Origin of the sequence: Serratia nematodiphila DZ0503SBS1 (genome assembly GCF_000738675.1) — a bacterium.
Classification (GTDB): Bacteria; Pseudomonadota; Gammaproteobacteria; order Enterobacterales; family Enterobacteriaceae; genus Serratia; species Serratia nematodiphila.
Genome location: NZ_JPUX01000001.1, coordinates 532,093 through 546,370 on the forward strand (window position 1 = coordinate 532,093; position 14,278 = coordinate 546,370).

A 14,278-nucleotide genomic window follows, 5' to 3' on the forward strand; every position below is an offset into this window, starting at 1 on the left:
TATTGACATAGCAAATATCGGCGAGTAATTTAGCGCGGAATTAACTCAAATGATAATCATTATTATATTGGTTATCACTTCAAATCCTTGAGGGCGAAGCGATGGATACTGCCGTGAACGACATCAATCGAAAGGAAATGCAGGAGCGCGAAGAACACCGGTTCGCCGCTGATTTTTCTCCGGCGTCGGGCTTCTTCTTTACCTCCCCTTTCCGCAGCTTGACCACCACCGGTTGTTTCAGCCGCATTCGCCTGCCGGCCGCTGACGGCGCCGATCTGAACGGCGAGTTCCAGCGCAGCGTGCGGCAGGCGTTTGCCGAGGCCCGCCAGGCCGGCATCAAAAAACCGCTGCTGTGCGGCGCCATCCCGTTCGATACCCGGCAGCCTTCGGCGCTGTTTATTCCGCAGCAGAGCCGCTGGTTCGATCGCGCCGCCTTTATGGCCGGCGTTAGGCCGGTGGCGGACGGGCCGGAGCTGGCCGGCGTAACGGAACTGCCGCCACAGCAGCCGTTCATGAACATGGTCAGCGACGCCGTCGACGCGATGAAGGCCGGTGAGCTGGATAAAGTGGTCTTGTCGCGCCTGCTGGAGATCGAAACGCGTCAGCCGGTGGATCGCCATGCGCTGATGGCGCGCGTGATTGCCCAGAACCCGCATGGTTTCCATTTCCATGTGCCGCTGGAGCAGGGCGCGCTGTTGGGTGCCAGCCCGGAGCTGCTGCTGCGCCAGGACGGCGGCCGTTTCTATTCTAACCCGCTGGCCGGTTCCGCCCGGCGCGAGGCCGACCCGCAGCGCGATCGCGAAGTGGGAGAGCGGCTGATGGCCTCGGCGAAAGATCGCCACGAGCATCGCATCGTCACCGAAAGCATGCGTGACGTGCTGGCCGGCCGCTGCCGCTACCTGAACGTGCCGCACACCCCTGAATTGCTGACCACCACCACGCTGTGGCATCTCTCCACGCCGATCGACGGCGAGGCGGCGTCTCCAGACGAAAACGCCCTGTCGCTGGCCTGCCTGCTGCACCCGACGCCGGCGCTGTGCGGCATGCCGACGGCCGAGGCGCACGCCCTGATCGGCAAGCTGGAGCCGTTCGATCGCGGCCTGTTCGGCGGCATCGTCGGCTGGTGCGACGACGAAGGCAACGGCGAGTGGGTAGTGACTATCCGCTGCGGCACCGTTGACGGCAACCGGGTACGGCTGTTCGCCGGCGCCGGCATCGTGGAAGACTCTTCACCCGAATCTGAATGGCATGAAACAGGCACCAAACTCAGCACCATTCTGCGTGCCTTTGGTATAAATCAAGGATAACGACAAGATGAGCATTGCCTTTACCCCCTGGCCGGCGGAGTTCGCCAGCCGCTATCGCGAGCGCGGCTACTGGACTGACAAGCCGCTGACCGAGATCCTCGACCGCCAGGCCAACAACGACGCCCCGGCGATTATCGACGCCCAGGGCAGCCTGACCTACCGCGAGCTGCAGCAGCGTTCCGATCGTCTGGCGGCTGCTTTGCTGCGCCGCGGCGTGAAATCCGGCGACACCGCGCTGGTGCAGCTGGGCAACGTGGCGGAGTTCTATATCGTGTTCTTCGCGCTGCTGAAAATTGGTGTGGCGCCGGTCAACGCGCTGTTCAGCCATCAGCGCAGTGAGCTGAACGCCTATGCCGAGCAGATCAAACCGGCGCTGCTGATCGCCGATCGCCAGCACGCGCTGTTTGCCGACGATCAATTCCTGAACGCCTTCCGCGATGCGCATCCTTCGCTGCGCGTCGTGGCGCTGCGCAGCCAGGCCGAGGGCGAGCTGGCGCTGGCCGCCTGGCTGGACGAAGCGAGCGACGGTTTCGTCGCGCAGCCTTCCGCGGCTGATCAGGTGGCGTTCTTCCAGCTTTCCGGCGGCAGCACCGGTACGCCGAAGCTGATCCCGCGCACCCACAATGATTACTACTACAGCATTCGCCGCAGCGTGGAGATCTGCCGCTTCGACGCGCAGACCCGCTATCTGTGCGCGCTGCCGGTGGCGCACAACTACCCGATGAGTTCGCCGGGCGTGCTGGGCGTGTTTTATGGCGCCGGGCTGGTGGTGTTCGCCGCCGATCCGGACGCCGGGCAATGCTTCCGCCTGATCGAACAGCACCAAATCAACGTGACGGCGCTGGTGCCGCCGGCGGTCACGCTGTGGCTGCAGGCGATCGAAGAGTGGGGCGGCAATGCCCAGCTCGCCAGCCTGAAACTGCTGCAGGTGGGCGGCGCCAAGCTGGGCGAGACGCTGGCGGCGCGCATTCAGAACGAAATCGGTTGCCAACTGCAGCAGGTGTTCGGCATGGCGGAAGGGCTGGTGAACTACACCCGGCTGGACGATGACGAACGCCACATCCTGGCGACGCAAGGGCGGCCGATGTCGCCGGACGACGAAGTGTGGGTGGCGGATGACGACGGTAATCCGTTGCCGGCGGGCGAGGTCGGACGGTTGATGACGCGCGGGCCTTACACCTTCCGCGGTTACTACCAGAGCCCGGCGCACAACGCCGATGCTTTCGACGCCGAGGGTTTCTACTGCTCCGGCGATCTGATCAGCATCAGCGAAGACGGCTACATCACCGTGCAGGGGCGGCAGAAAGACCAGATCAACCGCGGCGGGGAGAAGATCGCCGCCGAGGAGATCGAGAACCTGCTGCTGCGTCATCCGGACGTGATCAACGCCGCGCTGGTATCGATGCCGGATGCGCTGATGGGGGAGAAGAGCTGCGCCTATATCATCGCCAACGCGCCGCTGAAACCGGTGGTGCTGCGCCGCCACCTGCGCGAACAGGGCGTGGCGGACTTCAAGCTGCCGGATCGCTTTATTCAGGTGGACAGCCTGCCGCTGACTCCGGTCGGCAAAGTGGACAAAAAACGGCTGCGCCAGCAGCTCGACGCGCAACTACAGACTCAGGCTCAGGGAGATTAATCGATGGCCATTCCAAAACTTAATGACTACGCGCTGCCGACGGCGGACGAACTGCCGCAAAATAAAGTCACCTGGCAGGTGGAGCCGCAGCGCGCCGCGCTGTTGATCCACGATATGCAGCAGTATTTCCTCAACTTCTGGGGCGAGGACAGCGCGCTGATTAAACAGGTGGTGGAGAACATCGCCAACCTGCGCCGCTACTGCAAGCAGCAGGGCATCCCGGTGTTCTATACCGCGCAGCCGAACCAGCAGAGCGATGAAGATCGCGCGCTGTTGAACGACATGTGGGGTCCGGGTCTGAACAAACACCCTGAGCAGCAGGCGGTGACCGCTGCGCTGGCGCCGGACGAAGACGATACGGTGCTGGTGAAATGGCGCTACAGCGCCTTCCATCGCTCGCCGCTGCAGGAGATCCTGCAGGAGTCCGGCCGCGATCAGCTGATCATCTGCGGTGTGTATGCGCACATTGGCTGCCTGACCACCGCCATCGACGCCTTCATGCGCAACATCCAGCCGTTCATGGTGGCCGACGGCCTGGCGGACTTCTCGCGCGACGAACACCTGATGGCGCTGCGCTACACCGCCGGCCGCTGCGGCCGGGTGGTGACCACCGCGTCTCTGCTGCCGGCGGCCGGCATCGCCAGCATCGATGCGCTGCGTCAGCAGATCCTGCCGCTGCTGGACGAAGACAGCGAAGACATGGGCAACGATGAAAACCTGATCGATTACGGCCTGGATTCGGTGCGCATCATGGAACTGGCGACCCGCTGGCGCAAGATCCGCAGCGACATCGACTTTATCGCGCTGGCGCGTAACCCGACCATCGACAGCTGGTGGGCGCTGCTTTCCGAAGAGAAAGCCTGATTTTAATCACGAGCAGAGGGCGGCCGTTCGGCCACCCTGTTGGCTTTATAAGGAGATTTTGATGAATACTTTGATTACCAAGGGAAAACGCGCGGCATTTCCGCTGATGCTGCTGTCTACGCTGCTGTTCTCCAACACCTTGCAGGCGCAAACCGCGCCGGAAGTGCTGCGCAAGCCGGTCGGCAAAGGCGCCTATGAAATGGCCTACAGCCCGAGCGAGAATGCGCTCTACCTGGCCACCTCGCAGAGCCGCAAGCTGGACAAGGGCGGCATCGTTTACCGTCTGGATCCGACCACGCTGGACGTGACCCAAATTATCCATAACGACATCAAGCCGTTTGGCGCCGCCGTCAACGCCAAGACCGGCACGCTGTTCTTCGGTAACACGGTCAATAACTCGGTGACCGCCATCGACGCCAAGACCGGCGACGTGAAAGGCCGCCTGGTGCTGGACGCGCGCCAGCGTTCCGAAACCGTCAAGCCGCTGGCGCCGCGCGAACTGGTGGCGGATGCCGACAGCGATACCCTGTATATCACCGGGCTGGGGGATTCCAGCGTGGTGTGGGTGGTGGACGGCAAGGATCTGACCCTGCGCGCCACCGTGAGCGACACCGGCAAGTACGGCACCGGCCTGGCGCTGGACGCCGCCGCCAAACGCCTGTACGTCACCAACGCCGACGGCGAGCTGGTGACCATCGATACTCAGAGCAACAAGGTGCTGTCGCGCAAGAAGCTGGATGAGTCTAAAGAGCATTTCTTCCTGAACATCAGCCTGGATACCGCCACTCACCGTGCCTTCATCACCGATTCCAAGCAGCCGCAGGTGCTGGTGGTGGATACCCGCAACGGCAACATCCTGAGCAAGATCGACGTGCCGGAATCGCTGGCGGTGCTGTTCAACCCGGCGCGCAATGAAGTTTACGTCACCCACCGCCAGGCGGGCGAAGTGAGCGTGATCGACGCCAAGAGCTACAAGGTGCTGAACACCATCAAGACGCCGACCCACCCGAACAGCCTGGCGCTGTCGCCGGATGGCCAGACGCTGTACGTCAGCGTCAAACAGGCTTCCAGCCGCGAGAAAGAAGCGACCGCGCCGGATGACGTGATCCGCGTCGCGCTGAAATAATCCTACGCTGGGTAAGCGCACACCGAACAGGCGAAGCGGCGACGCTCCGCCTGTTTTTTTTCGCCGTGCGATCTGCGGTATAAAGTGTGGATTGCCTTATTGACCCGAAGGAACGTTGGATATGCCCGTCTCACGCTCTCCGCTGTTGTTGTCCGTTATCACTCTGCTGCTGCTGGCCGCGCTGATCCACAGCGGCATCAGCCCTTACGATCGCACCACCTGGCTGATGGAGGTGGCGCCGGTCTTGATCGTTTTGCCGCTGCTGTGGCTGACCCATCGCCGTTACCCGCTGACGCCGCTGCTCTACACGCTGATTTTCTTCCACGCGCTGATCCTGATTTTCGGCGGCATGTACAGCTATGCCCGCGTGCCACTGGGGTTTGAGGTACAGCAGTGGCTGGGTCTTGGCCGTAACCCGTACGACAAACTGGGGCACTTCTTCCAGGGGCTGGTGCCGGCGCTGGCGGCGCGCGAAATCCTGCTGCGCGGTGGTTATGTGCAGGGGGGCAAGATGCTGGGCTTCGTGGTGTGCTGCATCGCGCTGGCGATCAGCGCCCTGTATGAGCTGATCGAGTGGTGGGCGGCGCTGGCGCTGGGCCAGGGCGCCGACGAGTTTCTCGGCACCCAGGGCGACCCGTGGGACACCCAGTCCGACATGTTCTGCGCGCTGCTGGGGGCGATATGCGGCCTGTTGCTGTTTGGGCGTTGGCAGGAGCGGCAAATTGCTCGCTTAGTTTGATAAATTTCAAACCGAATTAGCCCGCCGTTATGGCGGGTTTTTTTATATATATCGCAATGAACGTTGTCGCATCAAGCGAAGGCAGGGAGCCTTAGCTGCGCCCAAGGTTCCGCTATTCTCTATGATTTATTGTTCTTATTCTATTGTTTTATATGAATTTATATTTAATTAGTAAGAATTTTCTTATTATAATTGCTGTGCTAATATCATGTTGTTTGGTGGGGAATTGGCGTTGACATGGTTTGTAGCGCAGGGAATTATGAGATACATAATTAATAATAATATTAAATATCACGAAGATAGATCGGAATTGGTCTCGGTGAATGACGATATCCCGCCGATTACGCTGACGGCCACGCTGAACCGCCTGCTCTCCACATTAGTCAGAAACAACAATCTGGTGTTATCCAGAGAGACGTTGTTGACGCAGGTGTGGGAGGCTCATGGCCAGGTCGCTTCCGGTAACAACCTCAACAACACCATTTCAATTTTACGCAAGGCGTTCTCTTCGCTTGGCGAGGAGGAGATCATCGTCACCTTGCCGCGGTAAGGTTTTATGTTCACCGCCGCTACGATCAAAACCGCGGACAGCCAGGCGCCCGCAGAGGAGCCGGCCCCGGAGATGGGCCAGGAGGTGGGCGCCCCCCCTGAAGTAGGCTCCGTCGCTGTACGCAGCTATACGCGTTTCAAAGCCGCCGCACTGGCGGCTTTGCTGGTTCTGGCGTTGGGCAGCGGTATTTGGGCGTGGTGCGATACAGGTTATCAGCCGATCAGCACGATCGACGGGGGGCGCATCGACAGCTGCAGCGTGCGCCTTATCACCACTTATCATAAGCCGGCAATCAACAAGGTCGATTTGGATCATCTGCGCGACATGTTGAAGCGGCGGCCGCAGATTCACTGCAACGAACCGGCGACGCTGCTCTACTACGACACGCAAACACTGGCGCCAAACGGTTCCGGGAGAACCCGAACGTCCTATTTTTATTACTGCCCAGAGTCGCAAATGGCGGATAACAAGGTGCAATGCGAGAGTTTCTATGAAAGCTGGGGCCTGTAAGCGATGAAGCGATATGGTTACGCGATTGCGGCGTTACTGGCTATGGGGTGCTGCGCCGTCGCCGGTTACTTTTTATTTTTCAGACCGCAAATCCCGGAGTGCCGGGCGGTTGAACATGTAACTGACAACATTGCCGGCCGCAGCATTGGACGCATTGTTCTGATAAATGTGGTTCCCGACGGCCCGCGGCGCATCAACATATTGTTGAACGGCAGAGCCTATGATGGCAAGGATCACTATGTTATCTCACGCACTCTGGTTATGGATTATCGGCGGCAGGGCAATAACTATACGCTGTGGGTGAAGGAAAATATCAAGAAACCGCATGACTCGATAAGGCTTGAGGATTTTAATCGGCGGTTACCGGTGGAAGGTATGCAAATACACTGGCGTATCGAGCAAATTGATAGCCGGCATTTCTTGTTTGCCGATAACCATGCGCCGTTATTTGTGTGTGCTACACCCTAAGATAAATCCCCTTGGCTAGGGCAAGGGGATCCTGAGAGTGAGATGGCCTGGTGAGGTAACATCTTGCAATGTCAATGCTATTCTTTGTCGATATAATTGTAGATACACGGGCTGCTTTTTTCTCGCGGGCAGAAGGTTAACAGCTCTTTGCCCTTCTGCGACGCTTCATCACGAATGTTATCATAGTAATACACGTCAGCTTTACTTCTACAATTAAAACCAGCGCGCTGGATAAATCGCTTGATTTCGGATAAGTGGCCGCTCCCCGAATTCATGCTGTATATTTGGCAGCGGTCGTAGTCGCCCAAAGGATACATGCTGATACGGGTGGCGTTTTGATAAAGCACGATAGCTGCAAACGGCACCAGGCAGGCTAAAAATGCCAGCAGAAGGCGCCTGAATGGGCTATTGACGCTATTATGCCGCGCTTCTTTCTTAGTCATCTTACTGACTTCAATATCTCCTTCTTGATTGTTTTCCGGTTTTTTTACCTCCTCATTATTATTTACTTCATGAATGATATCTGCGGTGAACTTAAACCCCTGACGCGGATAGGTAACAATAAGCGCCTCTTCGCCGAACTGCGCCAGCGATTTGCGCAACCCTGATACATAGTTATTCAGATTGTTGTTCGAGGCCTTAAGACCATGCTCAACCCATACATCATTAAGCAACCTTTCACGCATTAATAACACATTATTGTTACGGATGAACAGTGATAACAGCCTGGCGCTGGGTCTAAGTAAGACTATTTTAGTCGCCGCATTATCAATATGCGACAATGTGTTCTCATCTTCATCATAGAGAACGTTGTTATTTATATGGAAAATCATTTTTTTAACCTGTCAACTTACCTGTCGAGAGATTATTCTGAGACCTGTGTGCTGTTTTTTCAATCCTTGGTATTAATGGTCAATAGGATTTTTCCATCTATTCATATAATTATATTAACCCGGGTCTAAGTGTGTAAGTATTAAAAAATAAATAAGGTCATTTAATTTCTATTTTTTAGAGTTTAAACCTATTTAATGTGTGTTTTTTATGTATAAATCCTGTGTTTTTATCTTTTTGCGACATAACGTTTTATTTTTGATTTGAACGGGGTAAATTTGTTGCCACTGATACGGAACGCTGAAAGGCAGGTATCAGCGAAAGAACCTGCGCTCGACAATAAAGCGGCGCGTTAAACATCAAGAGTGAATTGTTGATCTAATTGACGTCAATGAGTACCTCTTTCTTACTAAGGAATGTAAGGGATTTAATATGAAACTGAATAAAATCATGATGGCAGCAGTATTGGCTTTCGGCGTAACGTCTGTGGCTCACGCAGCGGTAAAAGATCAGGGTCACGGCACCGTAACCTTTAAAGGTGCAATCATTGACGCGCCTTGCTCAATTACCCCGGAAACCGTAGACCAGACCGTTAACCTGGGCCAGATTTCCAACGTGGCGCTGAAAAACGGCGGCCAGTCTACGCCGAAAAACTTCCAGATTAAGCTGGAAAACTGCGAGCTGAACGCTGGTGATGCAAATGGCGTTGGCAAGAATAATGCTGTTGCTATCACCTTCACCGGCGCAGCTTCAGTAGAGGACGCTAAGCTGCTGGGCATTACCGGTACCGCTAAAGGCGCCGGCATCGCCATCACCGACGGTTCTGGCAAGGTGATCGAGCTGGGTAAGGCTTCTTCAGCGCAAGCGCTGGGTGATGGCAATAACACCCTGAGCTTCTCCGCCTACCTGCAGGGCAACAAGGCTTCTACCGCTGTTATCACCCCGGGTGACTTCCAGTCCGTGGCTGACTTCACCCTGGCTTACCAGTAAGTCCGGTTGTGCAGTGATAATGCAGCATGCGGGCTTGCCCGCATGCTTTTCCCGGGATTCGAGCGGTGGAAATTCTGTGAATAGGGAACATTCAATGAGTTATTTTCCTGCAAAATTAATGCTTCCTTGCCTATTGTCCTTAATGTTAATCGCGGATAACGTTCAGGCCGCTCGCCCCAGTCAAGGATGGGGACAGGTCAATATGCAAGGAGCCATTATCAATACCGCCTGCGCTATTGCCGCCGGCAGTCGGGAACAGCTAATCGATATGGATGTCACACCGGTTGCAGATATTATTCGCGACGGCAGCGGGGGCGCTCGTTATTTCTCCATTGAGCTAATTAACTGTGTTTTATCTCGGGCTGAGAGTAAATTGCCGGACTGGAGTGGTTTTCGGGTGACTTTTGACGGGGATGCCGACGGGGAGTTATTTGAGATGCATGGTGGGGCAAAAGGCATCGGATTGCAAATCGTCGATGCAGAAGGAAATATTGCCCACCCAGGAAACCCGTTGCCCATTCGAGAAATATTGCCGGAAAGAATGCTGCTTAACTACCAAATGCGGCTGGTCGCTAATAATCAGCCACTGCAGGCAGGGGAGTATTATTCTGCGGTGCGTTTTAAAATGGACTATTACTGAGGCTGAGCTCTGCCGATAAATACTATTAAATAAACAGGGTCGTGGATATGTTTTTTTCTCCTGCATGGAAGCTGTTTCGTCCTCATGCGCTAAGTATCGGTATATTTCTGGCGTTAGCGCATTTAACGCCAAAGGCAGAAGCCGAGGATGGCATTCAGTTTAATACCGATATTTTGGACGTGAACGATAGAAAAAATATCGACCTGAGCCAGTTTTCACGCAGCGGCTATATCATGCCGGGCGCCTATGCCATGGTGATTCATCTTAATAACAATGAGTTGCCGGAACAGAGCGTCAGTTTTTATCCGCCGGATGACGATGCTCAGGGCAGCCAGGCCTGTATTTCACCGGCGCTGGTGGAACAGCTGGGGCTGAAACCGGATGCATCAAAAGGACTGCGTTGGTGGCATCAGGACGAGTGTCTGGATATCGCCAGCCTGAAGGGCATGGAGGCGCGCGGCGATTTAGCCACGGCGGCACTGTATTTGAGCATTCCGCAGGCCTATCTGGAATATTCCTCGCCTGACTGGGATCCGCCGTCGCGCTGGGATGAGGGCATTCCGGGCCTGCTGTTTGACTATAACGTTAACGGCCAGACTCAGCGCCAGGAGCGGAGCGGTGAGCAGAGTAACAGCCTGAGCGGCAACGGCACCGCCGGCGCCAACGTCGGTGCCTGGCGATTGCGCGCTGACTGGCAGGGGCAGCTCAATCACCAAACCGGCAGCGGCCAGGGTACCGATCAGCGGCTGGACTGGAGCCGTTACTACGCCTATCGGGCCGTTTCTGCGCTGCGCTCACGCCTGACGCTGGGTGAGGACTACCTCAACTCCGGCCTGTTCGACAGCTTCCGTTTCACCGGCGTTAGCCTGGTATCTGACGACAACATGCTGCCGCCGAACCTGCGCGGCTATGCCCCGGAAGTGGTCGGGGTGGCGAAAACCAACGCCAAAGTCACCATCAGCCAGCAGGGGCGGGTGATTTATGAGACTCAGGTGGCGGCGGGGCCGTTCCGCATCCAGGACATCAGCGAGGCGGTCTCCGGCGAGTTGGACGTGCGGGTGGAGGAGCAAGACGGCAGCGTGCAGGCGTTCAAAATGAACACCGCCAGCATTCCATACCTGACGCGCCCCGGTTCCTGGCGCTTCAAAATGGCGGCGGGCAAACCTTCAGACTGGCAGCACCGCAGCAATGGGCCGCTGTTCGGCACCGGCGAGTTTTCCTGGGGGGTGAGCAACGGTTGGTCGCTGTACGGCGGCGGCCTGTTTGGCGGCGATTACAACGCGGCTTCGCTGGGTATCGGCCGCGATCTGATGGCGCTGGGTGCACTGTCGTTCGACGCCACCCAGTCGCGGGCGCGGTTGCCGCAGCAGGACGGCACGCTGAGCGGCGGTTCATACCGCCTGAGCTATTCGAAGACCTTCGACGAGACCGACAGCCAGGTGACCTTCGCCGGCTACCGCTTCTCGGAGCAGGACTTTATGAGCATGAGCGAGTATCTGGACGCGCGTTACTATGGCGGCCGGGTGGGCAACAACAAGGAGATGTACACCATCACCTTTAATCAGCAGTTCCGGGATATCGGCCTGAGCCTGTACCTGAACTATGACCACCAGACCTATTGGGATCGACCGGCCAATGACCGTTACAACCTGACGCTGTCGCGCTATTTCGATATCGGCCGCTTCCGCAACCTGAGCCTGTCGTTGACCGGGTACCGCAACAAGTACGAAAACACCAACGACGACGGCATGTACCTGTCGCTGTCGCTGCCGTGGGGCCAGGGAGCCAACCTTAGCTACAGCGCGACGGTAAACCGTCACGACAGCAGCCAGCGAGTGGGGTATTACGATCGGTTGGATGAGCATAGCAACTATCAGCTGAACGTCGGCAGCGCCAGAAACGGCGCCAACTTCAGCGGCTATTACAGCCGTGAGGGCGATGTGGCCCAGTTGAGCGCCAACGCCAGCTATCAGCAGGGCAGCTACAGCGCGCTGGGCTTCAGCGCGCAGGGCGGTGCGACCTTAACGGCAGAAGGCGGCGCGCTGCACCGCATCGGCATGCCGGGCAGTACCCGGCTGCTGCTGGATACCGGCGGCGTGGCCGGGGTGCCGGTGCGTGGTTACGGCAGCACCGTAGATACCAACCGCTGGGGCAAGGCGGTGGTGACGGACGTTAACAGCTACTACCGCAACAAGGCCAGCATCGATCTGAACCAACTGGGGGATAACGCCGAGGCCACCAAATCGGTGGTGCAGGCCACCCTGACCGAAGGCGCAATCGGTTATCGCAAGTTTGATGTGCTCGCCGGGGAGAAGGCGATGGCGGTTATCCGGCTGGCGGACGGCAGCACGCCGCCGTTCGGCGCCACGGTGATGAACGCCAGCAAACAGGATACAGGGATTGTGAACGACGGCGGCAGCGTCTACCTGAGCGGCATCCGGCCAGGTGAAAGCATGACCGTGCACTGGAACGGCGCGGCGCAGTGCGCCATCAGCCTGCCGCAAGCGTTGCCGGCTGACATGATGAGCAACCTGCTGCTGCCGTGCCGGGCGTTGCCGGCCAATGAGCCAGAGGCGTAATGAACGCGAACACCCTATTTGAATCTGTAAGAGTGATAAACGTATGAAAAAGAACTTTACCATGAGCAAACATCAATTGCTGACCGCCGCGCTGTTGGGCGCGCTGCTGGCGCCGCAGGCGCAGGCCGCTATCGCGCTGGATCGCACCCGGGTGATCTTCGACGGCAGCGAAAAGTCTGTCAGCCTGAATATCAGCAACCAGAACAAGCAGTTGCCATACCTGGCGCAGGGCTGGCTGGAGGACGAAAAGGGCAACAAGATCCAGAGCCCTCTGGCCGTGTTGCCGCCGGTGCAGCGCGTGGAGCCGGGCAAGCCGAGCCAGGTGAAGATCCAGGCGCTGCCGGCGACCAAACAGCTGCCGCAGGACAGGGAATCGCTCTACTACTTCAACCTGCGTGAGATCCCGCCGAAGAGCGACAAGCCGAATACGCTGCAGATTGCGCTGCAGACGCGCATCAAGCTGTTCTATCGCCCGTCGGCGATTGCACCGCAGCAGAATGCCGCGCCATGGCAAGAGCAGCTGACGCTGAGCAAGCAGGGCGATAAGTATGTGGTGAATAACCCGACGCCTTATTACGTCACTTTGGTGGACGCAGGGGCCAGGAAAGGCGTGGCTGGCGTGCAAGGTTTCGAGCCGTTGATGGTGCCGCCGAAGAGCAGTGCGCCGCTCGGCGTCAACGCCAGCGCGTTGGGTAACGGCCCGGTGCTGACCTATATCAACGACTACGGCGGTCGCCCGCAGCTGAGCTTTAACTGCAGCGGCAGCGCCTGCCAGGTCGTGCCGGAAAAGAGCAAGTCGTAACACCACCGGCTGCGGCGGGTCATCGGGAGGAATAAAGATGCAATGGATGAGCGAGAAACTGAGAAAACACCTGCCGGAGCGTCACGACTGTCGGTATTACGGCACCTTGGGTGGGCTGGCGCTGATGGTGCCCCTCACCCTCGGGGCGATGCTGTGGCTGATGCCGGCTGCGCAAGGGCAGGTGGCGGATAACTGGTACACCGACGGCGCCAATGGCGTGCTGCAGGTGCGCGGCGCGCTGACGGAGAGCGCCTGTCGGCTGGAGATGGAAAGCGCGTGGCAGGTTATCAGCCTGGGGGAGATCGGCACCGGGCGCCTGCAGAATATTGGTGACCGCGGCGTGCCGGTAGCCTTTGAGTTACGGCTGAGAGACTGCCTGCGCAGCCCGGCCGGCAGCCGGGATTCACGCACCGGCGCCTTAACCTGGGCCAATGATCAACCGGCGGTAACGGTCACTTTCCGCGCCGGGCAGGATGCGGATAATCCGCAGCTGGTCAGGGCTCAGGGTGTTGCCGGGTTGGGATTGCGTCTTACCGACAGCCGTGGACAGGATGTGCGGCTGGGCAGCCGCGGGGAACCGCTGCTGCTGACGCCGGGGCAGAATACCTTGAGCTATAGCGTGGCGCCGGAACGCACGGCGGCCCGTCTGGCGGCCGGAGCCTATCGCGCCACGGTGGATTTTAGCCTGAGCTATGACTAAGGAGTTGAGAAGCATGGCGCACATATTCAACCCGGCCGGTAGTTGCAGCCTTTGGCGCAATGCGGCGATGTGTCTTCTCTGTGTGGGAATGTCACCATTGGCCAATGCGGCGACCACTGTAACGGTCAGCGTCACCGTACTGGAAACACCGTCTTGCGTGATTAACGACAATAAAACCATTGAAGTGGACTTCGGCGAGATCCTGACGGTCAAGGTGGATGGCAACAATTATAAGAAATCGGTTGATTATACGCTGAAATGTTCGGGCATTAAGTCCAATGCCATGCAGATGAAAATCCAAGGCGGTGCGACCGCGTTCGACGCTTCCGCGCTGCGGACTAATATCAGCGACTTCGGGGTGGCGTTTCGTTCTGATGGGAAGCCATTGCCCATTAATAGCTGGCTGAAGTTCACCTACTCGGGTAGTCAGGCTCCTCCATTAGAGGCCGTTCCGGTAAAAAGAGCGAATGCGAAGCTGCCCGGCGGTGACTTTACTGCCGGCGCCACCCTGCTGCTAGCCTATCAATAGAGGAGAG

At 57.8% G+C, this 14,278-nt stretch carries 15 protein-coding genes; 14 read left to right on the plus strand and 1 reads right to left on the minus strand.

The window, feature by feature from the left end:
- Positions 1 to 101 precede the first annotated feature (101 nt).
- The 8 genes from JL05_RS02355 to JL05_RS02385 all read left to right on the plus strand — a co-directional run bounded on the left by JL05_RS02355 (position 102) and on the right by JL05_RS02385 (position 7,200).
- The gene (locus JL05_RS02355) at positions 102 to 1,307 is read left to right on the plus strand and encodes an isochorismate synthase (protein WP_050501216.1); all 1,206 of its coding nucleotides are present in this window, start codon (positions 102 to 104) and stop codon (positions 1,305 to 1,307) included.
- 7 nt (positions 1,308 to 1,314) lie between these two features.
- Positions 1,315 to 2,943, plus strand: a complete 1,629-nt coding sequence (locus JL05_RS02360) for a (2,3-dihydroxybenzoyl)adenylate synthase (protein WP_033631553.1) — start codon at positions 1,315 to 1,317, stop codon at positions 2,941 to 2,943.
- Between the two features lie 3 nt (positions 2,944 to 2,946).
- Positions 2,947 to 3,807 carry an isochorismatase gene (locus JL05_RS02365; protein WP_016929399.1) on the plus strand — a complete coding sequence of 287 codons (861 nt, stop codon included), beginning with the start codon at positions 2,947 to 2,949 and terminating at the stop codon, positions 3,805 to 3,807.
- Between the two features lie 106 nt (positions 3,808 to 3,913).
- On the plus strand, positions 3,914 to 4,933 hold the full coding sequence (gene yncE / locus JL05_RS02370; RefSeq protein WP_374930568.1) for a 7-bladed beta-propeller protein YncE: 1,020 nt from the start codon (positions 3,914 to 3,916) through the stop codon (positions 4,931 to 4,933).
- A gap of 121 nt (positions 4,934 to 5,054) precedes the next feature.
- The gene (locus JL05_RS02375) at positions 5,055 to 5,672 is read left to right on the plus strand and encodes a DUF2238 domain-containing protein (protein ID WP_050501217.1); all 618 of its coding nucleotides are present in this window, start codon (positions 5,055 to 5,057) and stop codon (positions 5,670 to 5,672) included.
- Between the two features lie 319 nt (positions 5,673 to 5,991).
- Positions 5,992 to 6,222, plus strand: coding sequence for a winged helix-turn-helix domain-containing protein (locus JL05_RS25680; protein WP_238545828.1), 231 nt, complete (start codon positions 5,992 to 5,994; stop codon positions 6,220 to 6,222).
- A gap of 6 nt (positions 6,223 to 6,228) precedes the next feature.
- Positions 6,229 to 6,732, plus strand: a complete 504-nt coding sequence (locus tag JL05_RS25685; protein ID WP_238545829.1) for a hypothetical protein — start codon at positions 6,229 to 6,231, stop codon at positions 6,730 to 6,732.
- A gap of 3 nt (positions 6,733 to 6,735) precedes the next feature.
- Positions 6,736 to 7,200 carry a hypothetical protein gene (locus JL05_RS02385; protein ID WP_033631555.1) on the plus strand — a complete coding sequence of 155 codons (465 nt, stop codon included), beginning with the start codon at positions 6,736 to 6,738 and terminating at the stop codon, positions 7,198 to 7,200.
- A 77-nt stretch (positions 7,201 to 7,277) separates the two neighbouring features.
- Here the strand turns inward: JL05_RS02385 and JL05_RS02390 are convergent, their stop codons facing one another.
- On the minus strand, positions 7,278 to 8,033 hold the full coding sequence (locus JL05_RS02390) for a winged helix-turn-helix domain-containing protein (protein WP_033631556.1): 756 nt from the start codon (positions 8,031 to 8,033) through the stop codon (positions 7,278 to 7,280).
- 430 nt (positions 8,034 to 8,463) lie between these two features.
- On the opposite strand from JL05_RS02390, the gene JL05_RS02395 reads away from it, so the two are divergent.
- From JL05_RS02395 to JL05_RS02420, 6 genes are all read left to right on the plus strand, one after another.
- Positions 8,464 to 9,021 carry a fimbrial protein gene (locus JL05_RS02395; RefSeq protein ID WP_033631557.1) on the plus strand — a complete coding sequence of 186 codons (558 nt, stop codon included), beginning with the start codon at positions 8,464 to 8,466 and terminating at the stop codon, positions 9,019 to 9,021.
- Between the two features lie 94 nt (positions 9,022 to 9,115).
- Entirely contained in the window at positions 9,116 to 9,661 is a 546-nt protein-coding gene (locus tag JL05_RS02400; RefSeq protein ID WP_033631559.1) for a fimbrial protein, read from the plus strand.
- Positions 9,662 to 9,708: 47 nt separating this feature from the next.
- Positions 9,709 to 12,240, plus strand: a complete 2,532-nt coding sequence (locus tag JL05_RS02405; RefSeq protein WP_033631560.1) for an outer membrane usher protein — start codon at positions 9,709 to 9,711, stop codon at positions 12,238 to 12,240.
- 43 nt (positions 12,241 to 12,283) lie between these two features.
- Complete coding sequence (locus JL05_RS02410; protein ID WP_033631561.1) at positions 12,284 to 13,042, plus strand: fimbria/pilus periplasmic chaperone; 759 nt, start codon at positions 12,284 to 12,286, stop codon at positions 13,040 to 13,042.
- A 37-nt stretch (positions 13,043 to 13,079) separates the two neighbouring features.
- A complete protein-coding gene (locus JL05_RS02415) occupies positions 13,080 to 13,742 on the plus strand; it encodes a fimbrial protein (RefSeq protein ID WP_033631562.1) in 663 nt (220 codons plus the stop codon).
- Positions 13,743 to 13,755: 13 nt separating this feature from the next.
- Positions 13,756 to 14,271 carry a fimbrial protein gene (locus tag JL05_RS02420; RefSeq protein WP_050501218.1) on the plus strand — a complete coding sequence of 172 codons (516 nt, stop codon included), beginning with the start codon at positions 13,756 to 13,758 and terminating at the stop codon, positions 14,269 to 14,271.
- Positions 14,272 to 14,278: the final 7 nt, after the last annotated feature.